The organism is Nocardia sp. AB354 (assembly GCF_049538315.1).
In the GTDB taxonomy this organism is placed as follows: Bacteria; Actinomycetota; Actinomycetes; order Mycobacteriales; family Mycobacteriaceae; genus Nocardia; species Nocardia nova.
In genome coordinates, this window is sequence record NZ_JBMVFU010000004.1 from 98,799 (window position 1) to 124,578 (window position 25,780).

At 67.0% G+C, this 25,780-nt stretch carries 23 protein-coding genes and 1 tRNA gene; 15 read left to right on the plus strand and 9 right to left on the minus strand.

Features of this window, described 5'->3' with window-relative positions; genetic code table 11:
* The first annotated feature begins 13 nt into the window (after positions 1-13).
* The 5 genes from ACPCUW_RS07305 to ACPCUW_RS07325 all read left to right on the plus strand — a co-directional run bounded on the left by ACPCUW_RS07305 (position 14) and on the right by ACPCUW_RS07325 (position 4,297).
* Positions 14-634, plus strand: a complete 621-nt coding sequence (locus ACPCUW_RS07305; RefSeq protein WP_423424086.1) for a hypothetical protein — start codon at positions 14-16, stop codon at positions 632-634.
* The gene (locus ACPCUW_RS07310; RefSeq protein ID WP_063011393.1) at positions 635-1,906 is read left to right on the plus strand and encodes a cation:proton antiporter; all 1,272 of its coding nucleotides are present in this window, start codon (positions 635-637) and stop codon (positions 1,904-1,906) included.
* A gap of 187 nt (positions 1,907-2,093) precedes the next feature.
* Positions 2,094-3,377, plus strand: coding sequence for a cytochrome P450 (locus ACPCUW_RS07315; RefSeq protein WP_082856779.1), 1,284 nt, complete (start codon positions 2,094-2,096; stop codon positions 3,375-3,377).
* A gap of 147 nt (positions 3,378-3,524) precedes the next feature.
* Positions 3,525-3,595, plus strand: a tRNA-Gly gene (locus ACPCUW_RS07320).
* A gap of 402 nt (positions 3,596-3,997) precedes the next feature.
* A complete protein-coding gene (locus ACPCUW_RS07325) occupies positions 3,998-4,297 on the plus strand; it encodes a hypothetical protein (protein WP_030514272.1) in 300 nt (99 codons plus the stop codon).
* Positions 4,298-4,359: 62 nt separating this feature from the next.
* On the opposite strand, the gene ACPCUW_RS07330 is transcribed toward ACPCUW_RS07325, so the two are convergent.
* Together ACPCUW_RS07330 and ACPCUW_RS07335 are read right to left on the minus strand one after the other, a co-directional pair.
* Positions 4,360-5,139, minus strand: a complete 780-nt coding sequence (locus tag ACPCUW_RS07330) for an enoyl-CoA hydratase-related protein (RefSeq protein WP_423424087.1) — start codon at positions 5,137-5,139, stop codon at positions 4,360-4,362.
* Between the two features lie 75 nt (positions 5,140-5,214).
* The gene (locus tag ACPCUW_RS07335) at positions 5,215-5,547 is read right to left on the minus strand and encodes a hypothetical protein (protein ID WP_030514270.1); all 333 of its coding nucleotides are present in this window, start codon (positions 5,545-5,547) and stop codon (positions 5,215-5,217) included.
* A 251-nt stretch (positions 5,548-5,798) separates the two neighbouring features.
* Between ACPCUW_RS07335 and ACPCUW_RS07340 the strand changes: the two genes are divergently transcribed.
* The 4 genes from ACPCUW_RS07340 (at position 5,799) to ACPCUW_RS07355 (ending at position 9,398) form a co-directional block, all read left to right on the plus strand.
* Positions 5,799-6,584, plus strand: a complete 786-nt coding sequence (locus ACPCUW_RS07340) for an alpha/beta fold hydrolase (RefSeq protein ID WP_063011397.1) — start codon at positions 5,799-5,801, stop codon at positions 6,582-6,584.
* Between the two features lie 36 nt (positions 6,585-6,620).
* Positions 6,621-7,364 (plus strand): crotonase/enoyl-CoA hydratase family protein, encoded by a 744-nt coding sequence (locus tag ACPCUW_RS07345; protein ID WP_423424088.1) that lies wholly within the window; start codon positions 6,621-6,623, stop codon positions 7,362-7,364.
* 150 nt (positions 7,365-7,514) lie between these two features.
* Positions 7,515-8,621 (plus strand): DUF4185 domain-containing protein, encoded by a 1,107-nt coding sequence (locus ACPCUW_RS07350; RefSeq protein WP_064908433.1) that lies wholly within the window; start codon positions 7,515-7,517, stop codon positions 8,619-8,621.
* A gap of 75 nt (positions 8,622-8,696) precedes the next feature.
* Complete coding sequence (locus ACPCUW_RS07355) at positions 8,697-9,398, plus strand: class I SAM-dependent methyltransferase (protein ID WP_423424089.1); 702 nt, start codon at positions 8,697-8,699, stop codon at positions 9,396-9,398.
* A gap of 17 nt (positions 9,399-9,415) precedes the next feature.
* Here ACPCUW_RS07355 and ACPCUW_RS07360 read toward each other — a convergent pair whose 3' ends face one another.
* The 5 genes from ACPCUW_RS07360 to ACPCUW_RS07380 form a co-directional block, all read right to left on the minus strand.
* The gene (locus ACPCUW_RS07360) at positions 9,416-9,802 is read right to left on the minus strand and encodes a hypothetical protein (RefSeq protein ID WP_423424090.1); all 387 of its coding nucleotides are present in this window, start codon (positions 9,800-9,802) and stop codon (positions 9,416-9,418) included.
* Between the two features lie 123 nt (positions 9,803-9,925).
* The gene (locus ACPCUW_RS07365) at positions 9,926-10,531 is read right to left on the minus strand and encodes an alpha/beta family hydrolase (RefSeq protein WP_423424091.1); all 606 of its coding nucleotides are present in this window, start codon (positions 10,529-10,531) and stop codon (positions 9,926-9,928) included.
* 21 nt (positions 10,532-10,552) lie between these two features.
* A complete protein-coding gene (locus tag ACPCUW_RS07370) occupies positions 10,553-11,425 on the minus strand; it encodes a formylglycine-generating enzyme family protein (RefSeq protein WP_423424251.1) in 873 nt (290 codons plus the stop codon).
* Between the two features lie 63 nt (positions 11,426-11,488).
* Positions 11,489-12,427, minus strand: a complete 939-nt coding sequence (locus ACPCUW_RS07375) for an HAD family hydrolase (RefSeq protein ID WP_423424092.1) — start codon at positions 12,425-12,427, stop codon at positions 11,489-11,491.
* Positions 12,428-12,429: 2 nt separating this feature from the next.
* Complete coding sequence (locus tag ACPCUW_RS07380; RefSeq protein ID WP_423424093.1) at positions 12,430-13,968, minus strand: arylsulfatase; 1,539 nt, start codon at positions 13,966-13,968, stop codon at positions 12,430-12,432.
* Between the two features lie 287 nt (positions 13,969-14,255).
* Between ACPCUW_RS07380 and ACPCUW_RS07385 the strand changes: the two genes are divergently transcribed.
* The 3 genes from ACPCUW_RS07385 to gnd all read left to right on the plus strand — a co-directional run bounded on the left by ACPCUW_RS07385 (position 14,256) and on the right by gnd (position 18,817).
* Positions 14,256-16,091 (plus strand): acyl-CoA dehydrogenase, encoded by a 1,836-nt coding sequence (locus ACPCUW_RS07385; RefSeq protein WP_064906777.1) that lies wholly within the window; start codon positions 14,256-14,258, stop codon positions 16,089-16,091.
* Between the two features lie 348 nt (positions 16,092-16,439).
* Positions 16,440-17,522 carry a DUF4185 domain-containing protein gene (locus ACPCUW_RS07390; RefSeq protein ID WP_063011409.1) on the plus strand — a complete coding sequence of 361 codons (1,083 nt, stop codon included), beginning with the start codon at positions 16,440-16,442 and terminating at the stop codon, positions 17,520-17,522.
* A gap of 266 nt (positions 17,523-17,788) precedes the next feature.
* The gene (gene gnd / locus ACPCUW_RS07395; RefSeq protein ID WP_063011411.1) at positions 17,789-18,817 is read left to right on the plus strand and encodes a phosphogluconate dehydrogenase (NAD(+)-dependent, decarboxylating); all 1,029 of its coding nucleotides are present in this window, start codon (positions 17,789-17,791) and stop codon (positions 18,815-18,817) included.
* Positions 18,818-18,947: 130 nt separating this feature from the next.
* Here gnd and ACPCUW_RS07400 read toward each other — a convergent pair whose 3' ends face one another.
* Together ACPCUW_RS07400 and ACPCUW_RS07405 are read right to left on the minus strand one after the other, a co-directional pair.
* A complete protein-coding gene (locus tag ACPCUW_RS07400; RefSeq protein ID WP_423424094.1) occupies positions 18,948-20,285 on the minus strand; it encodes a lipase family protein in 1,338 nt (445 codons plus the stop codon).
* A 141-nt stretch (positions 20,286-20,426) separates the two neighbouring features.
* Positions 20,427-21,692, minus strand: coding sequence for a hypothetical protein (locus ACPCUW_RS07405; protein WP_064908439.1), 1,266 nt, complete (start codon positions 21,690-21,692; stop codon positions 20,427-20,429).
* A 501-nt stretch (positions 21,693-22,193) separates the two neighbouring features.
* Here ACPCUW_RS07405 and ACPCUW_RS07410 point away from each other — a divergent pair.
* The 3 genes from ACPCUW_RS07410 to ACPCUW_RS07420 all read left to right on the plus strand — a co-directional run bounded on the left by ACPCUW_RS07410 (position 22,194) and on the right by ACPCUW_RS07420 (position 25,760).
* The gene (locus ACPCUW_RS07410) at positions 22,194-23,366 is read left to right on the plus strand and encodes a glycoside hydrolase family 3 N-terminal domain-containing protein (protein ID WP_423424095.1); all 1,173 of its coding nucleotides are present in this window, start codon (positions 22,194-22,196) and stop codon (positions 23,364-23,366) included.
* A gap of 90 nt (positions 23,367-23,456) precedes the next feature.
* Positions 23,457-24,056 (plus strand): TetR/AcrR family transcriptional regulator, encoded by a 600-nt coding sequence (locus ACPCUW_RS07415; RefSeq protein ID WP_030514254.1) that lies wholly within the window; start codon positions 23,457-23,459, stop codon positions 24,054-24,056.
* A gap of 111 nt (positions 24,057-24,167) precedes the next feature.
* Entirely contained in the window at positions 24,168-25,760 is a 1,593-nt protein-coding gene (locus ACPCUW_RS07420) for a DUF5685 family protein (protein ID WP_423424096.1), read from the plus strand.
* Positions 25,761-25,780: the final 20 nt, after the last annotated feature.

Sequence of the window (25,780 nt, forward strand, 5' to 3'; positions counted from 1 at the left end):
CGTGGAGTCGACAGTGACCGTCACAGGATCCGTCCCAGGCCCGCTGAGCGAACCCACGCCCAGCGGGCCGGGTCCCCGGACGAACCCGGCCACGCAGATCGAGCGATTCCACCACCCCACGACCCGAACCCTGCTGTCGGGCACCGGCTTCACGACCACGGCGCTCGAACATATCCTCGAGACGACGCTGAGCGTGCACGTCCTGCGCCAGCAGCAGGTTCCACCCCGAACACTGCCCACATTCATCGTCGAGGAACTCCGGCTGCAGGATGCCGACGGCGCGCTGGTCCGGCGCTCCCGCCTGGTCACCCCCGCGCTGGCGACCGTCTCGCTCAATTACGTAGTGGCCGTGCCACAATCGGCGGCCGCCAGCGGCATCGACGATGTCCGGATGCCGATCGGCCACGGCTTGCTCACCCGCGGCCTGCCCCAGCACCGCCGCCTGCTCTGGGCAGGCATCAGGCGGTGGCCGGACGGCCGGCCCAGTGCGTCCAGGGCGTACATCATGACGCTCGGCCGCCGCCCCGTGTGCTACATCCGCGAAGTCTTCCATCCCGCGGTCGTCCCGCCCGCACACACGACGGGTCCGCTGCCGGAACCGGATCTGCCGGATGATGTTTTCGAGGAGAACTGAGTGCCTGCTCCCACCATCACGGTCCTACTCGACTTGGTTCTCATCATGGCGGCCGCGCACCTGCTCGGATGGCTGGCCGAAAAGATCGGGCAGCCACCGGTCATCGGTGAGATCGCCGCCGGGATCCTGGCCGGTCCCACCGTCATCGGACACCATCTGTCCGCCACCCTGTTTCCCGAAGCCGGACGCTCGTATCTGACGCTGCTCGCCAATATCGGTGTGGCAGTGTTCATGTTCGTCGCCGGACTGGAACTCGATCGGGAGATATTCCGCGGCGCCCGGCGCTCGATCCCCGCGGTTTCCGCGGCGGCCTACGCGATTCCCTTCGCACTGGGCAGCGCGGTCGCGATCACCGTCCTGGCACGTCACACCACCGGCAATCGGTTGCACTTCGCGCTGTTCGTCGGCTGCGCGATGGCCGTGACCGCCTTTCCGGTACTGGCCCGAATCCTGCACGACCGCAATCTCGTTCGCACCGAGATCGGACAGCTCAGCCTGGCCTGCGCGGCGCTGGTCGACGTCGTGGCGTGGTCGGTCCTCGCCGTGGTCCTCGCCCTCGCGCACCCCGGTGGAGTCCAGTGGCGGCTCGTTCTGCTCCTACCGCTGGTCGGTCTGCTGTGGTGGTTCATCCGACCGTTGCTGGCCCGGATCTCGGAATCCGGCACCCAGCAGACGATGATCGTGCTCGGCGTGGGCGGGGCGCTCGGGCTCGCCGCGATCACCGAATGGATCGGATTGCATCTGATCTTCGGCGCTTTCGCCTTCGGTGTCATCTTCCCGCGCGAACGCCGCCGGACGGTCGAGGCCGGTGTGCGAATCCTGTGCATCCTGCTGATGCCCGGCTTCTTCGTGATCGCCGGGCTGGCCGTGGATCTCGGCTCGGTCGACGCGACATCGATCGGCGAACTGATCGCGGTCATCGGGGTCGCGGTGGTGGGCAAAGTCGGCAGCGTCTATCTCGCAGGGCGGTTGACCGGGATGCAGTCGCGAGCGGCCGCCGCGGTGGCAGCGCTGCTCAACACCCGAGGTCTGACCGAGCTGGTGATTCTGAACGTGGGCCTGACCACCGGCCTCATCGGCACCCAGTTGTATTCACTGCTGGTGATAATGGCCCTGGTGACCACCGCGTCGACGGCGCCGATGCTCCGTCTGCTCGGCATATCTCGCGGCGACCGGCCGTCCCGTCCGCCGCACACACCGGACTCGGAGCGCGATCCGGACGCGGGCGCCGTGGCCGCGGCGGCGTCGCCCGATATGAGCGGAAAGCTCTGACCCACAAGCACATCCGATCGACTTTCGATGCGGGTGGCGGCACCCTACTCCCACGTTCGCAGACACCGTCGCCGCGTCGCTGCTATGTTGCTTGCGTGGGCGAACCGCCAGGCACCGTGAGCGCGACATGTGCCGCGCCCGCCGAGCTGTCGTCGAATTCCTGTTCCACCCGTCTGGAGTCCCGTCTTTGACCACACCACAGTCACCCCTTCCCGAGCCCTACATCACGGCGACCGGAATATGTCCCGTCCAGCACGGCTCGCCCTTCGATGCCGACGACGACCGATTCCCGATGTACACAGCCGAATTCGTCGCCGATCCACATGCCGCCTATCGAGAGATGCGACGGCAGTACCCCTCCCTCGTTCCCGTCGAGCTCGCCCCCGGTGTGCCTGCCACCCTGGTCATCGACTACGCCGTCGCCGTTCGCATCCTCAACGACCCGGACCACTTTCCCTCCGATCCGCGCACCTGGCAGAAAACCATTCCGCAGGATTCACCGGTGCGCCCGATGATGGAGTGGTATCCGGCGGCCCGGTACAACACCGGTGCGCCGCATGCCCGTTACCGCGCTCCGTCGGTCGCCGCGATCGACCACATCGACCTCCACAGCGTGCCGGCGATCGTGGAAAGGGTTGCCGTTCCGCTGGTCAACTCCTTCTGTGAGCAGGGATCCGCCGATCTCGTCATGCAGTACTCGTTCCCGCTGGTCCTCGAGGTCCTCAACCGGATGGTCGGCTGCCCGGCCGATATCGGGACCCGCGTCGCCAACGGCATGGCCGCCCGGTTCGACACCGTCAGAGGTCAACAGGGCATGGACATGCTCAAGGAAGCGTTGATGGAACTGATCGCGTTCCGGCGCGAGCAGCCGGGCGACGACGTCACCTCGCATCTGGCCCATCACCCGAACGGCCTCAACGATGTCGAGGTGTTCGCCCAGCTGATGTCCTTCTACGGCGCGGGCTTCGAGGCCCAGCGCAATCTCATCAACAACGCGCTGATGCTCATCCTCACCGATGAGCGATTCCGGTTCGGCGACATCCTCGGCCGCAACCTGTCCACCACCGACGCCCTCGACGAAATCCTGTTCAACGACCCGCCGATGGCCAACTTCTGCACCACCTATCCACGGCAGCCGATCATGATCGACGGTGTGTGGCTGCCCGCCGATCAGCCGGTCCTGATCAGCCTGGCGGCGTGCAACAACGATCCGAAGATCCGCGGCGAAGCCTCGAGCAGTATCGGCAACCGTTCGCATCTGGCCTGGAGCACCGGCCCGCACAGCTGCCCCGCCAAATCGGTGGCCTACCTGACGGTCCAGAACGCCATCGACCAACTCTTCGACGCGCTGCCGGAAATTCAGTTGGCCGTCCCGGCCGCACAACTGGAATGGCGGCCCGGCCCGTTCCACCGGGCCCTGACCTCGTTGCCGGTCGTCTTCCCCAAATCGCCGCCCCTGCCCGTGATGTAGCCACCCTCATCGCCCGGCCCGGGCGACCGCCGCGACGGTCGCCGGGTCGGGTGGCGACTCGCCCCATCCGGGCCGGGTCGTTCTAGATGGGAAGTTGTGATCTCGGGGACGGGCTCTGCTATCTTCTCTGCAGTGCCTCACGCACCGGCCGGTGTAGTTTAGTGGTAGAACATCAGCTTCCCAAGCTGAGAGTGCGGGTTCGATTCCCGTCACCGGCTCTCTTTCTCTCCCCCCGCGATACCGTCCTTCGGCTGCGCGATACCGCCTGCGGGCTCACGAACGAAATCCTCTGTCGCCCATAAACATCGGCCACCGGCGAACAACCGGCGGCCGATGTCCCTCGTCCGCAGTCGTCAGCTGACGCCGAGGTTGATACCGAACGCCAACTCGATCCACCGCACGGCGGCGGTGAACGCCGGGTACCACCCACCGCGGAGACCGAAACGAAGGTTCGTACCGGGTCGATTCCGGCGGAGAGGTTAGGCGGGGCGAATCGTGGCTACCCCTCCGGAGGTGCCGGGTGCCGTGGACGACTGCCGGCCGGGTTGACCGGCCGGTCCACGGCACGTGACTGTCGCACCGACCGAGACCTGTGACGACGGCGGAAGGAAACCGGACAGATGCTCATGCTCACGCCCACTGCCATCGAGGCCGTTCGCACCATCACCTCCGCGGACGGAATGCCCGACGATGCCGGATTGCGCATCTCCTCGAACGACGGCGCCGAGACGCTGCAGCTCGCAGTAGCCGCGGGGCCGTCGGAGCAGGACCAGGTGCTCAACGCGGAAGGCCCGCGCGTCTTCCTCGACGAGCAGGTCGTCGACTTCCTCGACGACAAGATCCTCGACACCGGGCTGGGCCCGGACGGGCAGGGCACCTTCGTGCTCGCCCAGCAGGACCCGAACACCGCGGGGCGCTAGGCCGACGCCGATTCGGCTTCCGCGGCCGAATCGGCGCCCTCCCCGCCGACTGCCGGACCGAGCTAGTCCGGCCAGATCGGCGTGCGCTTGTTCAGAAAGGCATCCATACCCTCGCGGGCGCCCGGCAGCTGGGATGCGGCGGCCATGACCTCGAGCGCAATCGCGTAGGCGTCGTCCTCCGGGCGGTCCAGCTGGGCGTACAGCGTGCGCTTGCCCAGCGTTTTACTGGCCCGGCTGCCCCGGGTCGCCCTGGTGAGCAGCTCGGCGACCGCCCGGTCGAGATCGGCGTCGGGGACGGCTCGGTTGATCAGCCCCCAGTCGGCGGCGGTGTGGGCATCGATCGGGTCGCCGGTGAGGGCGAGTTCCATCAGGCGTTTGCGGCCGATCGCCCTCGCCACGGGAACGGCCGGAGTGTGGCAGAACCAGCCGCCCTTGCCACCCGGGAGGGCGAAGCCGGCCGATTCGGCGGCGACGGCCAGATCGCAGGAGGCGACCAGCTGACATCCGGCTGCCGTGGCCAGGCCGTGAACGCGCGCGACAACGACCTGGGGCACGGATTCGATGGTCGACATGACCTCGGTGCACAAGGTCAGCAGATCGCGCACGCCGAGCAGGTCACGGGCGGCGACATCGGCGAAATCGTGCCCGGCGGAGAAGACGGGACCGTTCGCGGCCAGAACGATCCCGCTCGCATCGCTGCCGCCCGCCCAGCGAAACGCGGACAGCAGTTCCCGCAGATGATCGGCCGAGAGCGCATTGCGCCGGTCCGGTCTGTTCATGGTGATCCGAACGGTCTCACCGTTGCGCTCGACGAGCAGGTGCTGGTACTCCGCTGCAGCCATATCCCCACGGTAGATCGGTCCGGCCGTGGTGGGGGCCTGCGAACCGGTCGAGCGCCCGGTAAGCGTGCCGTGGATCTACTGCGGCGCCGCGACGCAGGTCGTGGCGATCTTCTGGGTCGCCGCACGCGCCTTGTCGGAGTCCTCCTTGCTCAGGCCCCCCATCGAGCCGTCGGTCACCTGGGCATTGCTGCCGGGCTTGGTCATCTTGCGCAGGCCGTCCTGCGAAATGCCTTCGTCCACATAGAGTTTGGCGGCGCAATCGGCGAGTTTCGCATCCTTGAGGCCGCTGGACTGCAGAGATTTCGACAGGTCGGCCTGGGTGATGGTCGGCTCCGAATCCTTGTCGGAACCGCACGCACCCAGAAGCGGCAGGGCGATGCAGACGGCGGCGATCAGCGAAATCCTCAACTGTTCCTCAATTCTCAGGCGTATCAGCTATGGCGCGTTCCGGTGGAACCGGACACGAACCGCGCAGGTGATACTGCCGCATCAGGCGGCCGGACAACAGTCCGAGTCCTGCGAACACGGAGCGTTCACAACGGCGCCGCTCACCGATCCTTCGGCCGCGGTTACGGCGACCTCTGTTGGCGTAACGCCAATGATTGCTAGGGTGTCCCCGTTCCTCGTCGGCGTCCGAGTCTCGGTGCGGGAGTTTCGAAATGATGTTGAACCATCACCGGGTCGGCACCGGTGAACCGCTGGTCCTGATCCACGGCGTCGGCAGTCGCTGGCAGGTGTGGGAACCGGTCATCGACACGCTGGCGGCCCACTTCGACGTGATCGCGGTCGACCTTCCCGGTTTCGGCGGGTCCGACCCGCTACCGCACACCACGGTGGACACCCTCACCGACGCTCTGCACGCGTTCCTCACCGAACAGGGCCTGGAACGACCCCACCTCGCCGGCAATTCGATGGGCGGTCTGATCGCGCTGAACCTCGGCGCGCGCGGTGTGGCGAGTTCGGTGACCGCGTATTCACCGATCGGCTTCTGGTCCGATGCCGGGCGCATCTGGTGTCAGCAGGCGCTGGGCCGCGCGGCCACCCTGGGCCGGGGACTGCGCACACAACTGCCCGCCATCCTCGGCACACCGGCCGGGCGGACCGCCTTCCTGAGCATCGTCTTCGGCCGGCCGTGGGCGCTGGACACCCGGACCGCGGTCGAGACCGTGGACGGCGTTCTCGATGCCCCCGGATTCCGTTCGGCCCTGGCCTCTTTCGACCAGGCGCGGCTGCGCGACGGTGGCCGCCTGGCTCGCATCCCGGTCACGATCGCCTGGGGCAACCGCGACATCCTGCTCACCTATCGGACCCAGAGCCGGCGGGCGCGGCAATGGCTTCCCCAGGCCCGGCACATCACCCTGGCGGGCAGCGGCCACACCCCGTTCTACGACGACCCGGCCGGTTGCGCGAAGATAATCCTCGAGCAGGTGCCTACCGGCGGGTAACCGCGGGGGCCGACCCCGATCAGCACGGAGTGAGCGATGAGCGACGTATCCCTGACCTTCGACGGTGATCGTGCCTACGTCGAACTCGACCGGCCCGACAAACACAACGGGCTCACCATCGACATGTTGAACGATCTCGTCCGGGTGGCGCGGGTGATCGGAAAGCGCGGCGAGATTCGCGCCGTGATCCTCGCCGGCAACGGGCCCAGTTTCTCCAGTGGCCTCGATATCGCGAAGGCAACCGGCGACCCGTTGAGTATCGTGCGCAATTTCCTGCCCCTGCCGTGGCTGGGCACGAATGCTTTTCAGGAGGCGTGCTGGGCGTGGCGGCGGCTGCCGCAGCCGGTGATCGCGGCGGTGCACGGCCATTGTTTCGGCGGCGGATTGCAATTGGCCCTGGCCGCCGATTTCCGTTTCGCCACACCGGATTCCGATTTCGCCGTGATGGAAGTCGCGCACGGCCTCGTTCCGGATATGTCGGGCGCGGTCACGCTGTCGCGCCTGATCGGCGCGGACAAGGCCCTCCTGCTGACCATGACCGCCGATCCCGTCGACGCCGCCTATGCCGCACGAATCGGGCTGATCACCGGAGTGAGCGAGGATCCGCGCGCCGAAGCCGAGAAATTGGCCGATCGCATCGCGGCCCGCCCGGCACCCGCCGTCGCCGCCGCCAAACAATTGTTCGAGCGCACCTGGCACGCGGGCACCCGCCGCACTCTGGGAATCGAACGGGCGACGCAGATACCACTCCTGGTCCGGCAAGCGCTCGGCCGTCGGTAGATTCGACAAACGGACACACTGCCGACCCGGGATTTACCCGAAAACGCGAGAAGGAAACCCATTTATCCGCGATTCGCTGTTAGCATTTTCACACTTTGCCAGCGAAGCCGGTGAACGGGGGCGCATCGGCGAGAACGGGAAGGGCTGCATTTGTCCAAGACCGTATCCGTCCTGCTGTCCGCGATAGCGGGCGCCTCGGCCGTCCTTCTGACCGTGACCGCGCCGGCGGCCGCCAACCCGAATGCCATCAATCCGATTCCGGTTCTCAACGGCACCACCGGATTACCGAATCTGGTCGGGCGTTCGCGAGCGATATTCCAGGTCACCGGAATGGCCAGCCCGAACGCCACCGAGAACTACAACGTCCTCGGCACCGACCTGGGAATCATGTGGGACAACGGCCGCGGCGAGATGCTCACCGCCTTCGGCGATACCGCCGGCGTGGGGCTGCCGAATCTGCTGGCCGGCAGTTTCTGGGCGTGGCGCAGCAATATCCTGGTGCGCAGTCACACCCAGGATCCTTCGGACGGCATCTATTTCGACAGCGCCGTGCGCGACGTGTTCGGCCAGGCGCGGGATCTGATCCCCAGTCCGAAGATTCCGTTCATCGAGATCAGCCGCATCCCGACCGCGGGAATCTCGGTGAACGGCGTGCAGTACATGAGCCTGATGTCGGTGAAGAGCTGGGACGACGTCGGCCAGTGGACCACCAACTTCTCGGGCCTGGCCGCCTCCGCCGACAACGGGGAAACATGGGCCGACCTCGATTTCACCCGCCGGCCCGACGAGGGCGGCAATGCCAACTTCCAGATGAACGCCTTCGTGAAGAGCGGCGGCTGGGTGTACGAATACGGCACGCCGTCGGGCCGCAATCACTTCGCCTACGTCGCGCGCGTGCGGGAGAACGACATCCAGAATCTCGCCGAATACGAGTACTGGGACGGCGGGGCGTGGCGTAAGAACGATGTGAACGCCGCCCGCCCGATCACCGGCGGGGTCGGCGAGATGTCGGTGATGTGGAACGACTACCTCGGGCAATTCGTCATGCTGACCACCGATCCGTGGAATTCGGTGGTGATGCGCCGGGCGTCTTCCCCGGAGGGGCCGTGGAGTCCGCCGGAGGTGCTGATCGATACACGCGAATTGCCCACCGCCTACGCCCCCTCGATCTTCCCTTACCAGACCGGGCGCGATCTGTATTTCCTCACCACGGTGCACAGTCAGTACAACGTCGTTCTCATGCGCACGACACTGTAGGTCGCCTCGGATACCCGGCGCCCGGCCCCATTTCACTCGGCCGGGCGTCGCGCTGTAGCTGGCTAGACTCGCCCCATGGACGCCGCCGAGTGGGACGAGCGCTACGCGCAGAGCGAGTTGGTGTGGGGTGCACCGCCGAACGCGACGGTGGTGGAACACATCTCCGGTTTGGAGCGGCGCATTCGGCTGGTGCCCGATGTGCCCGGTGAAGCGCCACCCGAACTGCCGCGTGCCCTGGACCTGGCGTGTGGGGAGGGACGGCACGCGCTCTGGCTGGCCACGCACGGCTGGCAGGTGCGAGCGGTCGACTTCTCCCAGGTGGGCATCGACAAGGGCCGCACGGTCGCCTCGCGGCTTTCACGTTCGGTGCGCAGCAGGATCGATTGGGAATGCGCGGACGTCACCGATCTGGCCGGTGCGGGGATCGACGGCCCGTTCGAACTGATTCTCGCCGTCTACATTCATCTGCCCGCCGACCAGCGGCGCAGCCTGTTGCTCGCGGCGGCCGAGCGGCTGAGCCCGGGCGGCACCCTCCTCGTCCTCGGCCACGACACCACCAATATCGCCGACGGTTACGGCGGGCCGCAGGATCCGGCGATCCTGTTCACTCCCTACGACGTGGTGGCGGATCTCGCTGCCGCAGAACATATTCGGATCGACACGGCGCAGCGGGTGCTGCGCGAAACCGAGGGACGCGACGCCATCGACGCCCTCGTGGTGGCCACCGCGATCGTGCCCGATCTGGAAGAGCAAGCGACGGCCACCCCGGACGCGTGATCCGGGGTGGCGACGCCTCACAGTCCGGCGCTGCCGGTGGGTAGCGGCGCCGGTCCGTGGGACTGTGCGGGCGGATCCGTCCGATCGTCACCGAATCGGTCACGGCCGAACCGGTCACGGCCGAATCGGTCACGGCCGAACCGGTCGTACCCGAAGCGGTCGTAACCGAGCGAGTCGTATCCGGACCGGTCGAAGCCCGAGCGGTCGCGCCCGAATCGGTCGACACCCTGGGCGTTGAACCCATCGGAGCCGAAGCCGTCGGCGCTGCACGGCGGGGCGGCGCCACACGGAACGCTCGCCTGCGCGGCACCCGCTCCGGCGACGGCGATACCGGCCGCTGCGAGGACAGCCAGTGCGACACCGGCCGCGGGACGACGAGCGGCGCGAATCGGGCCTGCGATCATGGATCTGTCTCCTCTCGAAATCCCGACCACAGCCGAAATTACCTCCGCAACGGCGGCCCGGCATCGGGGTATTCCCGGAGATGGAACCTGAGATTCGATGATCCACAGACCTTTTCGCACCGGTCAATCCATGTCCGCCCATCGCCGCAGCCATGGCTCGACCGTCCCGGCGATGAGATCGAAGCCACTGCGAAACGAATGGGCCTGGCCCGGAATCACTTTCACCGCAGCCGCATCGGCGGAGTCGGGAATTCCGAAGGGATCGCGTTCACCGTTGATCACCACCACATCGGTGTGCGCGGACGCCGCCAGCAGCTCCTCTCGCCGCGTCTTCTCCGGCTTACCTGGCGGGTGCAGCGGAAACGACAGCGCCAGTATGCCTTTGGCGTCGGCTTCGACGGCGGTCCGGCAGGCGACCCGGGCGCCGTTGCTGCGCCCGCCCTGGATCAGCGGTATCCCGGGCACCTGCTCGCGCAGGGCCGAGACGATCTCCAACCACGCCGCATCCTGCACCGTCGCCGAACCGGGTGCCCGCCGACCGGCGACCCGGTACGGCTGAATCACCCGCGCGACCACCCCGCCCAGCGCCACCGCGCGATCGCGGACCGCCAGCAGATCCCCGGCCTCCACCCCGCCGCCGGAACCGTGGGTGAGCAGCAGCAGAAACCGGTCGCCGGCCTCCCGGTCGATCTCCACCTCGGCGTCCCCCGCAGCTGTCTCGATGCGCACGGTGTCCACGGTAATCCCCGCTCAGCGGGGGCCTGCCACGCACCGGAAGCCGATATGACTCATCCCAGTGTCGACCATCTGCGGGCGACGCGCGGCGGGCCGGTACCGGCGGCAGTAGCTGTCGGCGCAGAGAAACGAACCGCCCTTGATCACCTTGCGCGGCACCCGGAACTGCGGCTGACGCGGGTCGAAACTCCGCTCCTGATCCCCACCGCGCGGATTACGCGGGACGCAGCATCCGCCGCCGCCCGGATGGCGCTCGGCGTACCAGTCGCCGGTCCATTCCCACACGTTGCCGGCCATATCGAACAGGCCGTAGTCGTTGGGCGGATAGGAACCGACGGCAGTCGTGTGTCCGTATCCGCGGTCGGGACGCCACGGGAAGTCGCCGTGCCAGTAGTTCGCGAGGCGCCGGTCTCCGGATTCTCCCTCCTCGCCCCAGGTGAATTCGGCGCCCTCCACCCCGCCGCGGGCCGCGGCCTCCCACTGCGCCTCGGTCGGCAGCGCCCGGCCCATCCAGGTCGCGTAGGCGGCGGCGTCCTCGTACGCGATATGCACCACCGGATGATCGGGCCGGTCGGCGATCGACGACCCGGGCCCCTCGGGATGCCGCCACGAGGCGCCGGGCGTCCAGCGCCACCACAGGTTCAGATGCCGCAGGTCGACCGGGCCGGCCGTCCGGGTGAACACCATCGAGCCGGGTTGCAGATTCTCGACCGGTGCTCCCGGAAAGTCGGCGGGATCGAGCGGGCGCTCGGCGACGGTGCGGTACCCGGTGTCGGCGACGAACCGTTCGTACTGGCTGTTGGTGACCTGCCGAGTTTCGATGGCGAAGGCATCCACGGCCACTCGATGAGCGGGCCGTTCCTCCGGATAGTGGCGGCCCGAACCCATCGTGAAGGTCTGTGCGGGTATCTGCCGCACGTCGGTGGCGATCGAAATATTCACGGGCCGTTCCTACGAATCGGGGGTGAAGATCTGCGCCCAGTCATTTTTCATGCTGACCACCGTCCAGTCGTTGCGACGCGCGTGCTCGAGCGCATTCTCGGCGCCGGCGATGTAGTCGAATTCCCGGTCCGCGTCGTCGTGCAGGATCAGCATGCGCAACGACGGCGCGCCCGCGAGTTCGGAGAACGACAGCATGGGCAGATCGCCGTTGGAATTGCCGACCGACAGGATGGGACGGCGGCCGATCCGGCTCCAGATTCGGACCGGTTTCTCCGGCCCGTCGTCGAAGAAATCCATCGCGGATTTGTAGAGCAGGTCGCTGCGGCCTTCCCGTTCCCGATAGGTCAACCCGAGCGCACTGCCGATCACCCGCTCCGGCGGCACCCCGTAGAGATCCCCCGCGACCGGGCGCATGAAATCCCGATCACCACCGGAGGCGATGTAGGTGGTGAATTCGCTGTCGCGCAGATACCACAGCAGTTCGACCATCGGAGCGAAACCGCAGCCGTGATACGGGCGGCCGAGGGTCGGATGGTCGGCATGGGAGAAGAATGCCGCCACCCGCGCGTCGTAATCCTCGACACTGATCTCACCGAACGCGCGAGTTACCGCGCCCATCAACAACTTCAGATCGGCGTCGTCACCGTGGTAGTGCTTGACCATCGCCGTGCCGAGCCACTGCAGGTCCTGCTCGTAGGCCGCGCGCCACGGCTGTTGCGTGCGCAATCGCGGTTCCTGCTCGGCCATTTCGGCCAGCCGCCGGATGGTGAAGTCGAGCTGAATCGGCATCGGCTTCTCACACCACAGGGTGCCGTCGTTGTCGAATACCGCTATCCGCGCGGACGGTTCGACATAGTCGGGCCCGTCCCGATCGGTGACGCGAGCGACGAAATCGACGATGGCAGAAATGGTTTCACCGTCGTTCCATGATTCCAGCGACACCGCCATGGTCAGTCCCGGGCGAGGAAGTCGTGCAGTTTGGCGACCGCCTGGTTGATGGTGAAGGTGGCCGGTTCCTGACGCGGCGGAAATTCCTTGAACGTGTCGAGGAACGCCGTCGCGATGGCCGTCCCGTAGAAGGCGATGTAGTCGTGGTCGAGGAACCAGTCCCAATAGGTGTTGGAGGTGACGTCGGCTCGCTCGAACGGGTCGGTGCGCAGATTGAACAGTTTCGGCACCCGCAGCGGGGTGAAGGGTTCGGCCCAGATTCCGAGCGTGCCCTGTTTGCGCTGCTCCATGAACACGATCTTCCAATTCTCGAACCGGATTCCGAGCACATCGCAGTCGTCGGAGAAATAGACCATGCCACGCCGCGGGCTGTGTTCGACCTCGCCGGTGAGGTAGGGCAACAGGTTGTAGCCGTCGATGTGGACCTTGAAAGTCTTGTCCCCCACCGCATGTCCCTGTTCCAGCTTGTCGACGATATCGGGTTCACCGGCCGCGGCGAGCAACGTCGGCAGCCAATCATGGTGCTGCACTATGTCGTTGGAGATGGAGCGGGCCGCGATGTGGCCCGGCCAGCGGATCACCTGCGGCACCCGGAACGCACCCTCCCAGTTGGTGTCCTTCTCGCTGCGGAACGGGGTGGTCGCGCCGTCGGGCCAGGTGTTGGCGTGCGGGCCGTTGTCGGTGCTGTAGATGACGATCGTGTTGTCGGCCAGGCCGAGCTCGTCGAGGGCATCGAGCACACGGCCCACATTGCGGTCGTGGTCGATCATCGTGTCGTGGTACGGCGACTGCCAGAATCCCGCCTGCCCCACACTTTCCAGCTTGGTGTGCGTGCGCAGATGCATGTGCGTGAAGTTCAGCCAGACGAAGAACGGCGTGCCCGCCCGCTGCTGACGGGTGAGGAAATCGACGCAGGCCTCGGCCACGTCCTCGTCGATCGTCTCCATCCGCTTCTTGGTCAGCGGCCCGGTGTCCTCGATGCGTTGTTTGCCGACGCGACCGAAGCGCGGGTCCTCGGTGGGGTCGTCCTCGTCGGTCGCCCACGAGTGCAGCACCCCCCGCGGGCGTTGCAGGTCGTACAGCCGCGGGTAGGCGTCCTTGTGCGGATAGTCCGGCAGCTCGGGTTCCTCCTCCGCGTTCAGGTGGTAGAGGTTGCCGAAGAACTCGTCGAACCCGCGCACCGTCGGCAGGAATTTGTTGAGGTCGCCGAGGTGATTCTTGCCGAACTGCCCGGTCGCGTAACCGAGCGGTTTCAGCAGTTCGGCGATGGTCGGATCCTCCGGAGCCAGACCGATGCCCGCGCCGGGCACTCCGACCTTGCTCATCCCGGTGCGGTAGACGCTCTGCCCGGTGATGAAGGAGGCCCGCCCGGCCGTACAGCTCTGTTCGCCGTAGGAGTCGGTAAACCGCATGCCCTCCTCGGCGAGCCGGTCGATATTGGGCGTGCGATAGCCCATCAGGCCGTCGCTGTAGCAGCTGAGATTGGTGATACCGATGTCGTCACCCCAAATGACCAGGATGTTCGGCTTCGAATCCGGCACAGCGGCCTCCTTCGGCGCAGGTGAACTACCCTGCCGACACCCTGCCCGCGACCCACCCGCGGGCACCTCACCCGCGACGGGTGATTGCGGTGAGCCGGCGGCCGCGTGTTCATCTCGTCACATCGCCCGGTCAGCGCTTTCCAAGCCCATTACCCATCGGTAATATACGCTGTAAGTTACCCGCGAGTAGAAGGCGGATATTCCGTTCGACTACCCGGTGTGGAGACACATGGGCGGGAACGGCACACACCGACCCGCACCGACTCAACGGAGAGTGAGTAACAGAGATGGGCCATTACAAGAGCAACGTCCGCGACCTGGAGTTCAACCTCTTCGAGGTGCTGGGCATCGGCTCGGTGCTGGATTCCGGCGCCTACGGTGACCTGGACACCGACACGGTCAAGAACATCATCGACGAGGTACGCCGCCTGGCCGAGGGCCCGGTCGCCGAGTCCTTCGCCGACGCCGACCGCAACCCGCCGGTGTTCGACCCCAACACTCACAGCGTCTCTATTCCGGAGTCGTTCAAGAAGTCCTTCAAGGCCTACGAAGAGGCCGGCTGGAACAAGGTCGGCCTGAACGAGGAGCTGGGCGGCCTGCCCGCGCCGCGTTCGGTGGTCTGGGCCCTCAACGAGATGATCCTGGGCTCGAACCCGGCCGTCGCGATGTACGCCGCCGGTGGCCCGTTCGGCCAGATCTTCTGGAACAACGCCACCGACGAGCAGAAGAAGTGGGCCGAGATCGCCGTCGAGCGCAACTGGGGCGCCACCATGGTGCTGACCGAGCCCGACGCCGGCTCCGATGTGGGCGCCGGCCGCACCAAGGCCATCCAGCAGGAGGACGGCTCCTGGCACATCGAGGGCGTCAAGCGGTTCATCACCTCCGGTGACTCCGACGACATGTTCGAGAACATCTTCCACCTGGTGCTGGCCCGCCCCGAGGGCGCCGGCCCGGGCACCAAGGGCCTGTCGCTGTTCTTCGTGCCGAAGTTCCACTTCGACTTCGAGAACCGGACCCTGGGCGAGCGCAACGGCGTATTCGTCACCAACGTCGAGCACAAGATGGGCCTGAAGGTCTCGGCCACCTGTGAGGTCACCTTCGGTGGCCACGGCGTCCCGGCCAAGGGCTGGCTGGTCGGCGAGGTCCACAACGGCATCGCGCAGATGTTCGACGTGATCGAGAACGCCCGAATGATGGTGGGCACCAAGGCCATCGCGACCCTGTCGACCGGTTACCTGAACGCGCTGGACTACGCCAAGCAGCGCGTGCAGGGTGCGGATCTGACTCAGATGACCGACAAGACCGCGCCGCGCGTCACCATCACCCACCACCCGGACGTGCGCCGCTCGCTGATGATGCAGAAGGCCTACGCCGAGGGCCTGCGCGCGATCTACCTCTACACCGCCGCCCACCAGAACGAGGACATCGCTCAGCTGGTCTCCGGTGCCGACAAGGACCTCGCGTTCCGCGTCAACGACCTGCTGCTGCCGATCGTCAAGGGTGTCGGCTCCGAGCGGGCCTACCAGTACCTGACCGATTCGCTGCAGACCTTCGGTGGTTCCGGCTTCCTGCAGGACTACCCGATCGAGCAGTACATCCGCGACGCGAAGATCGACTCGCTGTACGAGGGCACCACCGCCATCCAGGCGCAGGACTTCTTCTTCCGCAAGATCGCTCGCGATCGCGGCGTGGCGCTGGCCCACGTGGCCGGCCAGGTGCAGAAGTTCATCGAGTCCGAGGCCGGCAACGGCCGCCTGAAGGGCGAGCGCAAGCTGCTGGCCACCGCGCTCGAGGATGTGCAGGCCATGGCCGCCACCCTGACCGGTCACCTGATGGGTGCGCAGGAGGACGCCAAGGAGCTGTACAAGGTCGGCCTGGGTTCGGTCCGCTTCCTGATGGCGGTGGGCGACCTGCTGATCGGCTGGCAGCTGCTGCGTCAGGCCGAGGTCGCCATCAAGGCCCTCGACAACGGCGCCACCGGTTCCGACGAGGCTTTCTACAACGGCAAGGTCGCCGTGGCTCAGTTCTTCGCCCGCAACGTGCTGCCGGAGCTGACCTCCACCCGCACCGTGCTGTCCAGCCTGGACAACGACGTGATGGAGCTCGACGAAGCGGCCTTCTGATCGCCTCCTCGTCCACCACGTGAACACAGCGGCCCCGCCTCCCGCCGTCGGGAGGCGGGGCCGCCGCCGTTCCGGGTCCCGAATGCGAAGGCTCCGGGTCCCGAATGCGAAGGCCCGGGCAGCGATCCGGACGGCACGCCCGGACCGCCGGTCCTGCACCGGAATCGAGACCGGGTAATAATGTCGGCACTGGAGTGCCCCGGGGTCTGGTGCGCCATACATAAACCGAGACAACCGAGACAACGCCGTGCCGTGCCGATGTGACGAGAGTTTCGTCGGCATGTAGCACGCCGTCCGCCGAGGGCAGGCACAATACCCACGGCGTGACTCATGGAAGGAATTCGGAATATGAGACGACTGTCCGCACTGGCTGGAGCTTGCGCGGCGGTCGCGCTGCTGGGCCTGACGGCATCGCCGGCCGGAGCCGACCCGAACAACATCAATCCGATTCCCGGACTGAACGGCATCAACGGATTGCCGCAGCTCCCGGGCCCGACACAGGCGGTCTACCAGGCCACCGGGATGGCCTCGCCGAACCGGACCCAGAACCAGAACGTGCTGGGCACCGACCTCGGCATCATGTGGGACGACGGGCGCGGGCAGATGATCACCGCCTACGGCGACACCGCCGGCCTCGGCGTGCCGAACGTGCTGGCCGGCAGCATCTGGGCGTGGCGCTCGAACGTGCTGTTCCGCAGCCCGGCCGACGCGGACCCGGCGGCGGGCGTGAACTACACGAGCTTCGTGGACAATCCGCTGCCCAGCCCGAAGATCCCGGGCATCGAGATCAGTTTCATTCCGACCGCGGGCATCTCGGTCAACGGCGTGCAGTACATGTCGATGATGTCGGTGCGGGAGTGGGGCCCGGACGGACACTGGGACACCAACTTCTCCACCCTGGCCGTCTCCGGTGACGACGGCCAGTCCTGGGCGCAGCTGCCGACCACCCGCCGCGGCAACGAGAACGGCTTCCAGAGTTTCCAGCAGAACGCCTTCCTGAAGGCCGGCGGCTACGTCTACAAGTACGGCACCCCGGCGGGCCGCAACCAGCCCGGATTCATCTCGCGGGTCAAGGAAGCCGATATCGCCAATATCGACGCCTACGAGTACTGGGACGGCGGCGCGTGGAAGCCGAAGGACGCCAACGCCGCCAAGCCGATCGTCGGCGGCGTGGGCGAGCTGTCGGTGCAGTGGAACGCGCATCTGGGCCAGTACGTGATGCTGACCACCGATCCCTTCGACTCCGTGGTCATGCGGACCGCGCCGAACCCGGAGGGCCCGTGGAGTGCGCCGCGCGTCCTGGTCGACGTGCGCGATCTGCCGACCATGTACGCGCCGATGATCTACCCGTATCAGACGGGCAGCGACCTGTACTTCCTGCTCACCATGCACAACCAGTACAACGTCGTGCTCATGAAGACGCCGCTGTAGAAGTGCGGGAGCCGGATGCCGCGAGGACATGAAGACGGCTCCGTGCGGTTGCCGGGTCGGGGGTCTGGCAACTGCACGGAGCCGATCTGATTATCGGGACCGGGCTCGGGGTGTTACACGATTCGTTTCGACACCGGAGAAATTTTCGATCGGGGCAGCGGGGACAATCGAGAGCGGTGGCGGTGCAGGGCGCTGGTCTCCCGCCGCGGTACAGCAGCAAGCAGAGCTCGGACCTGCCGAAGCTCGGACGACTCTAGGAGAAGAGTATGCAGCTGGGAATGATCGGGCTCGGCCGAATGGGTGCCAACATCGTGCGGCGCATCGTCAAGGACGGTCACACCGCGGTCGGATACTCCCGGCACGAGGACCAGATCAAGGAATTCACCGACGAACTGGGCGACAGCTTCCAGGGCGCGACCGACTACCCGGCCTTCGTCGCGCTGCTCGAGAAGCCGCGCGTGATCTGGGTGATGATTCCGGCCGGTGCGACCGGCGCGGTCATCGACCGGATCGCCGAACTGCTGGAACCGGGCGACATCATCATCGACGGCGGTAACAGCCGCTACCACGAGGACATCGAGCGGGCCAAGGCCCTGGCGCCCAAAGGCATTCACTACCTCGACATCGGCACCTCCGGCGGCGTGTGGGGGCTGGACCGCGGCTACTGCCTGATGATCGGCGGCGAGGCCGAGCAGGTCGCCCATCTGGAACCGCTTTTCCAGTCGATCGCACCGGGTGTCGACGCCGCCGAGCGCACCCCCGGTCGCACCGGTGAGCCCTCTCCCGCCGAACAGGGCTACCTGCATTGCGGTCCCGCCGGTGCCGGACATTTCGTAAAAATGGTGCACAACGGCATCGAATACGGCGCGATGGCCGCCTACGCCGAAGGCCTGAACATCCTGCACAAGGCCAATATCGGCAAGGAACTCGACGACGCGCATTCGGCCGAGGTGTCCCCGCTGGAGAATCCGGAGTACTACCAGTTCGACATCGACGTGCCGGAGGTCACCGAGGTGTGGCGGCGCGGTTCGGTGGTCGCGTCCTGGCTCCTGGATCTGACCGCGGCCGCGCTGCACGCCGATCCCGACCTGACCAGCTTCGGTGGGCGAGTGTCGGATTCGGGCGAGGGACGCTGGACCATCCACGCCGCGATCGACGAGGGTGTGCCCGCCCCGGTGCTCTCGACCGCGCTGTACGAGCGGTTCTCCTCGCGCGGTGAGGCGCTCTACGCGGACAAGGTGCTCTCGGCCATGCGCAAGGCGTTCGGCGGGCACAACGAGCTGCCGGGCACGTAGCCGCAGGCGCAGATTTCGCGCCCGGTTCAGCTCAGGCTTTCGACGGCTCGGCCGACCATGTCCAGCGCCGCCAGTGGTCCGAAGGTGAGCAGGTAGCCCAGTCCCCAGAGGAATGCCATGATGTCTCCGCTCAGTCGAATTGCCGGTCGAGCCAGTCGATGGTCTGCATGCCGAACAGGTCGGTGCCCCAGCCGTAGAGGTCGGTGAGCATGGTGACCATCGAGCAGTCCGTGGGCTGGTAGGTGACGTCGGTGCCCTGCGCCCGGTAGGTCTCGGCGAGATCGCGCGAATCGGCCGCCGGGACCAGCGACATCGGCGAATCGTCCTTCGCGCACGAGGCGATCAGCACCTTGGACTTCGGCGCATCGGACCGGCCGAGCCGGTTGTCGTCGAACACCGGCTGGAACGCCGGCTCGTCGGCGGGACTCAGCCCCGAGTCGAACATCGCCCGCAGCGGAACGAACGGCATGCTGAAGTACGCGTCCTGGCATTGACCGCGGAATACGTCGGCCACCGCCCGGCCGGCCTGGTTCAGCTTCGAATCCAGCCGCATCTCAGGATATTTCGGCTCCAGCCCGAGCAGGGTCGCGAACGCGAAGCCCGAACCCACCGATCCGTCGGCGACTCGCATGAAGTTGCGCGGGTCGACCACCATGCCTTCCAGCACAGTGGATTTCACATTCAGCTCGGGCGCGTAGGAGGGTTGCAGTTCGGCCGAGAAGCCGGCACCGACACCGCCACCGGCGATCCCGAACAACGCGATTTGAGCCCGCGGGTTCAACCCGGCCTCGGGGAAGTTCAGCGCCGCGCGGGTGCCGTCGAGCTGAGTGTGCGCGGCGTACTTACCGGCGAAGACGCCGTGCGGGGCGCGGTCGGCGTCGTTGCCGACGTCGGAGATCATCACTGCGTAGCCCTTGCCGAACATCAGCGCCAGCGGGCCGAGCGCCGACCAGGACGCGCCGTCCAGCGGATCGCCACCGGTCCACTGGGTGCTGGGATGGCAGTTCCAGCCGACGCTGTCGTTGGCCTCCTGATAGGAGACGACGTGTTTCTCGTGCGCGGGCTTGCCGTCTCGCGGAATCATCAGGATTCCGGTGCTGATCGCCGGAGTGCCGCCGTCGCGTTCGGTGGTGACGTACATCAGCTTCCAGGCGTCGAGATTCGCCGGCTTCACACCGGTGAACATCACGTCGACCTTCTCGGCCTTCAGCACCGTGCCGGGCTTCTCCGTACCGGTCAGCGGCGGTTCCCGATAGAACGGATCGTCGGCCCGCAGCGCCTGGAAGGCCTCCTGCGGGCTCGCCGGGGTGGAGCCCTGGAGCGAGCCGACGACGAATCCGTTGAACACCTGATTCGGAGTGGGTGTCTGCGGCGCAACGGGTTCCGCGCCGGCAAATCCGGACACTCCGGCGCCGGCGGCACAGACCAGCGCAAGGGCGGTCGCCGCCGCCACTGTGTACTTCCTCATCAGCCCTCCTGTGTTCTGCGGGACACCCGCACCCGGTCGGGCAGACGAGTGAGCTGCGCATGATGACTCATCAGCCCTCCTGTGTTCTGCGGGACACCCGCACCCGGTCGGGCAGACGAGTGAGCTGCGCATGATGACTCATCAGCCCTCCTGGCCCGCCGGTGTGACCGTCATTTCCTGTGCCGCCGAACCCAGCAGTTGCGGGATGTTCAGCAGCGGCCGATGGGATTCCAGCTGCACCTCGTACGGGGTTCGCAGCGTGGCTTCCAATGCGGGCCAATTGTTTTCGACCTGCCACTTGTATTTGGGCAGCAGTTCGGTGGTGATGTAGTCCCAGCGGTCGTCGAATGCCGACCAGTTCCAGCTCGGCAGCGGCAGGCCGAGGATCATCGGGCGGCCGTCGGCGCCGGTGAAAGGCACGCGCACGGGCCGGAATTCGCGGGGCGGTACGACACCGGCCACCGATGGCGAACCGGCGGCGCCGCTGAGGTAGGTGATCGCCGCACCGACCGGCCCCTTGTAGTCGCGCACCTGGTCCCACTGCGCGCCGATCGCCCACTGCTGTTCCCGGCGCAGCAGGGCCGCATTGCCGGCGGCGATCCGATCGCGCGTGCCCGAGGCCACATCTCGCCAGGCATTCATGATGTCGGCGCCGAACAGTCCGGCCCGCTCGAATTCCGCGAGCGCGGCGAGACCACCGGTGACGTAGGCGTCGTGCATCGGCATCAGGTCGGAGAAGATGTTCTTCTGCATCACCAGGATCATGCCGAGAATCCAGTGCAGGTCGCCGGGGGTGATGCGCGGTGCCGCGTCGGCCAGCGCACGCAGTCCCTCCGGCAGCATCGCGACCGCCTCCGGGCCGGCCGTGCGCTGGACGGCGCCGAGGACGGTATGTGCGGCATCGGCGATACCGGGCAGGTCGTAGAGGGTTCCCATCAGTTCGGCGTCGACGAGGCCGCCACCGAAGTCGGCGCCGACCTGACCGCCCATGCCGGCCCACTGCAGTTCGCGGTGGCCGAGTTGCAGATTCTCGTAGTAGCGATAGGACTTGATCAGATTGTCGCGGTTGGCCTCGACGCCGGTCCGCGGATCCCAGCTGCGCAGGTCGATACCGGCCTTCTCGGTGGCGTCCACCAGCCAGTACTGATACAGCAGTGCGGCGTACCGAGTCGGCGTCACGCCCTCGGCCCGCGCCTCGTCGAGCAGGCGGCCCAGTTCCGCGCGGTCGTAGGGCAATTCCGGATTCACCCCACCGGGCGAGTGGGCGGCATCGCGATTGACCAGCGGAAGGTCGAGATACCGGTCGAGATCGGATGCGGCGGCGGCCGGGGCGGCGCCGAGTGCGCCCAATCCGACGACCGCCGCGAGAATCAATCCGGCGCCGCGCGCAATTGCGCTGATACGCATACGTCTCAGCCCTCCGCTATCGGTTCGATGATGGATCGGCAGATTTCCGCCGGGATTGGTAGCTAATCAATAGCCGAAAGCAATAGGACGCGATTTCGTCCGCTACCAGGGCGGGAACGATCCGCGAATACTCGACAACCAACTAGCGACCGTAAGGTTACCGGGACATTACCAATCGCGGCTGCGGCTGCCACCCGACCCCGACCAGAGAGGCGTCGACGTTCTTTTTCTATTGCCGGATGGAATTAGCTGGTAGTTGACCGTTTATTCGAACTGCGTCGGTTACGGAAGCAGTCCGAGGCGAACACCAATCGGATGACCGATATCACAATTCGATAACTCCGGTATTACCGGCGGCGGTGCTTTTCAATCATCGACAACGTGGGACGCGGCGGGCGGAACGAGTTCCGGTGGCCCGGGCCCGGTGTGCGGCTTCCGGGGCAGGGGCGCGGTCGGCGACCACGGGTAGGTTCCGGCGCCTCGAACGGCTACGGTCGGTCCATGCGCAACGTTGCCGGGATCGTCCTCGCAGTAGCCGCAGTCGCCCTCGCGGGGTGCTCCGGCGGTGGGGGCTCCACCTCCACCACCACCACGACCGGCCCCAGCGCCACACCGGGCACGACGGGCGCCACCCCCGCGACCACCACCACCGGTAACCAGCAGGACTGCGCCGCAGGCTATCTCGCGCAGTTCACCACGCGGCAGAAGCTGGCGCAGCTGCTCACCGTGGGCGTCAAGAACGCCGCCGACGCCGAACAGGTGGTGCGCGGGGAACAGGTGGGCGGCATCTTCGTCGGCAGCTGGACAGACCAGTCCATGCTGTCGGGCCAGGGCCTCGACCAGGTGAAGGCCGCCGCGCGCACACCACTGATGGTGACCATCGACGAAGAAGGCGGCCGGGTCTCGCGGTTGCAGAACCTGATCGGGCAGGCGCCCTCGGCCCGCGTCGCCGCGCAGACCATGTCGACCGACGAGTACTACCAGCAGAGCCTGGCCCGCGGGCAGGCCATGAAGAAGCTCGGCATCACCGTCGACTTCGCGCCCGACGTGGATGTCAGCGACGAGCCCGACGACGCGGTGATCGGCGACCGGTCCTACTCGCAGGATCCGCAGGTCGTCACCGAATACGCCGGCGCCTACATCCGGGCCATGCACGATGCCGGTGTCGGCGCGGTGATGAAGCACTTCCCCGGCCACGGGCACGGGTCCGGCGATTCCCACACCGGCGCGGTGCGCACGCCGCCACTGGATCAGATGCAGCAGGTGGATCTGGTGCCGTTCCGGAACCTGATCGACTCCGGCGCCGCGGTGATGGTCGGCCATCTGGACGTTCCCGGGCTGACCACGCCCAACGTTCCGGCGAGCATCAGCCCGCAGGCGATGGCACTGCTGCGCCAGGGCACCGGCTACAACGCCAAGCCCTACGACGGCCCGATCTTCACCGACGACCTGAGCGGCATGGCGGCCATCACCGCCCGGATGGGCATCGAGGACGCGGTGGCCGCCGCCCTGGAGGCCGGCGCCGACGACGCGCTGTGGATCAGCACCGACGCCGTCAGCTCGGTGCTCGACCGGCTCGAGCAGGAAGTTCGCGACGGGAAGCTGACCATGAAGCAGGTCGACGATTCGGTCCTGCGGGTGGCCAAGTACAAAGGCATCCAGCTCCCCTGCTGAGCCCGGCTTCGGCGAATCGGCGGCAATTCGTTGTTCTCCGAAACTTACCTTGGAGTAAGATAGGGGTTTCGATATGGGCTAGGAGTGTGGATGGCAGGCGGAACGAAGCGGCTTCCCAGGGCGGTTCGTGAGCAGCAGATGCTGGACGCCGCCGTCGAGGTCTTCTCCCGAAAGGGATATCACGACACGTCGATGGATGCCATCGCGGCCGAGGCCAAGATCTCCAAGCCGATGCTGTATTTGTACTACGGCTCCAAGGACGAACTGTTCCGGGCCTGCATTCAGCGCGAGAGCGCACGGTTCATCGAGGCCGTAGCGGTGGCCGGCAACCCCAAGCTCACCCCGCACGAGCAGCTGCGGGCCGGGCTCGAGGCATTCCTGTCCTATGTGGACAACAACCGGCTGTCGTGGTCGGTGCTGTATCGGCAGGCCCTCGGGCAGCAGCCGTTCGCCTCCGAGATCGCGAACAGTCGCGAGCGCATCATCGAACTGACCGCGAAACTGCTCGAGTCGAGTGCCAAATACGCCGAGCCCGGAACGGATTTCGACATCGTCGCGGTGGCGGTGATCGGCGCGGGCGAGGCGATCGCCGACCGGATCGCCAGCGGTGAGGTGGATGTCGCCAGCGCGGTCGACCTGCTGGACAATCTGGCCTGGCGCGGTCTGGCCGGTAAGAAGAAGGCCGAGTAGTACCGGGGAATCGCGCGGTCCGAGTTGCGCGGCGCCGTCGGCACCTGCCAGAGTGCGGATTGCAACAGACGGCCGGATTGCCGATGCGGCCGCCGATTCAACGGGGCGGAATTGTTCGGACTTCTCACGCCGTGCGCGCACAGCGCGGCGAAATACGGCCTGGACGCGGCGGATTGGCGCACGCATATGTGCGGCCTGTGCCTGGGCCTGCGCGACGGGCACGGCCAATTGGCCCGCACCGCGACCAATACCGATGCGATCGTGCTGAACGTGCTGACGGAAGCACAGGCCGGCGAGTCCGCGCGAACCGCGGCCGGACCGTGCGCGCTGCGTGGCATGCAGCGGGCCTCGGTCGCCGCGGCCGAATCCCCCGGGGTGCGGCTGGCGACCACCGCGTCACTCCTGCTGGGAGCGGCCAAGATTCGCGACCACGCCGACGACGGCGATGCGGGCCCGCTGGTCCGGCGCCCCATGCGGAAGGTGGCCGATCGCTGGTTCGCCTCGGCGCGCGCGAACGCCGCCGACATCGGGCTGGATATCGAACCGCTGATCGCCGCGATCGGCCGCCAGGCGGAACTCGAACAGGCAGTGCGGATTCACACGGCGTGCGGCGGGCAACCGCGTTTGCAGGCGGCACACGGGCGCGGGGCTGCCGCGATCGACTCCCGGGGCTCCGACATCGAAAGCGACACGCGGACAATCGGTTCCACACCGGCCGAGCTGCTCGCCACACTCACCGAGCCGACACAGATGTGTGCCGCGGAACTGTTCGCCCACAGCGCGGTGCTGGCGGGCCGACCGGAGAACACGCCGGCCCTCCGAGATGCCGGATGGCATTTCGGCCGCATCGCTCACCTGGCCGACGCCATCGAAGATCTGGACGACGACCGCCGCCGGAATCGCTTCAACCCGCTGCTCGCCAGCGGAGTGAGCGCCGAAGAGGCGCACGGCCTGCTGCGTGAATCCGACGCCGAAATCCGCCGCGCGCTACACCAGGCGAAGCTCGCCCACGTTCCCGCCGTCCGCTGGCTGCTGCTCGATCCGTTGCGCGGTGTCGTTCGGAAGCTGGGCCGAGCCGCGGCCGTAGCATGCGGCGACGCGAAAGCTGCCCGCGGCTGCGGAAAACGCGGCGGCCGAACGCTTTCCGACGGCGCCGATGCCGACGCCGCAGTACAGCTGCTGGGCCACCCCGTGGCGGCCGGGCACATTCGGCCCTCGGCAGCCGCAGCGGCCGTTACGGCGCAGCAGCCCTATCAGCCGAATCCCTACCAGCCCGGGACGTATCCGGCGCCGCCGCCGTATCAGCCGAACCCCGCTGGGCCGCAAATCGATCCGTCACCCTACCCCGACCAGGGACCGTATCCCGCGAGCCCGGTGCAGCCCTACGACATTCCGCCGCCCTTCGGCGATCGGCCGCCGAACGATCCGTATCCGCCCTCGGACGAGCCGCCGCACGAGCCCCCGCGACGGCCCACCTTCTGGCAGGGCGTCGGGATCATCTGCGGGGTGTACTGCACCGGATACGCCTGCTGTGGCGGGCATCGGCGGCCGTGCAGCGGTGAACATCGGGATGCCTGGATACACCGCTGCGACTGCGATTGTGACGACTGCTGCGACTGCGAGGGCTGTGGCGATTGCTGCAACTGTTGCAACAGTTGCGGCGACTGTGACTGCGATTGCTGCGGCTGCGACTGCAACTGCTGACCCGGCCGCCGATCGCCGGC

Coding starts and splice junctions, on each gene's coding strand:
- ACPCUW_RS07325 (WP_030514272.1), top strand. CDS start 3,998: ATGCTCATGCTCACGCCCACTGCCATCGAGGCCGTTCGCACCATCACC.
- ACPCUW_RS07330 (WP_423424087.1), bottom strand. CDS start 5,139: ATGGCTGCAGCGGAGTACCAGCACCTGCTCGTCGAGCGCAACGGTGAG.
- ACPCUW_RS07340 (WP_063011397.1), top strand. CDS start 5,799: ATGATGTTGAACCATCACCGGGTCGGCACCGGTGAACCGCTGGTCCTG.
- ACPCUW_RS07345 (WP_423424088.1), top strand. CDS start 6,621: ATGAGCGACGTATCCCTGACCTTCGACGGTGATCGTGCCTACGTCGAA.
- ACPCUW_RS07355 (WP_423424089.1), top strand. CDS start 8,697: ATGGACGCCGCCGAGTGGGACGAGCGCTACGCGCAGAGCGAGTTGGTG.
- ACPCUW_RS07360 (WP_423424090.1), bottom strand. CDS start 9,802: ATGATCGCAGGCCCGATTCGCGCCGCTCGTCGTCCCGCGGCCGGTGTC.
- ACPCUW_RS07370 (WP_423424251.1), bottom strand. CDS start 11,425: ATGGGTTCGGGCCGCCACTATCCGGAGGAACGGCCCGCTCATCGAGTG.
- ACPCUW_RS07375 (WP_423424092.1), bottom strand. CDS start 12,427: ATGGCGGTGTCGCTGGAATCATGGAACGACGGTGAAACCATTTCTGCC.
- ACPCUW_RS07385 (WP_064906777.1), top strand. CDS start 14,256: ATGGGCCATTACAAGAGCAACGTCCGCGACCTGGAGTTCAACCTCTTC.
- ACPCUW_RS07390 (WP_063011409.1), top strand. CDS start 16,440: ATGAGACGACTGTCCGCACTGGCTGGAGCTTGCGCGGCGGTCGCGCTG.
- gnd (WP_063011411.1), top strand. CDS start 17,789: ATGCAGCTGGGAATGATCGGGCTCGGCCGAATGGGTGCCAACATCGTG.
- ACPCUW_RS07400 (WP_423424094.1), bottom strand. CDS start 20,285: ATGAGGAAGTACACAGTGGCGGCGGCGACCGCCCTTGCGCTGGTCTGT.
- ACPCUW_RS07405 (WP_064908439.1), bottom strand. CDS start 21,692: ATGCGTATCAGCGCAATTGCGCGCGGCGCCGGATTGATTCTCGCGGCG.
- ACPCUW_RS07410 (WP_423424095.1), top strand. CDS start 22,194: ATGCGCAACGTTGCCGGGATCGTCCTCGCAGTAGCCGCAGTCGCCCTC.
- ACPCUW_RS07415 (WP_030514254.1), top strand. CDS start 23,457: ATGGCAGGCGGAACGAAGCGGCTTCCCAGGGCGGTTCGTGAGCAGCAG.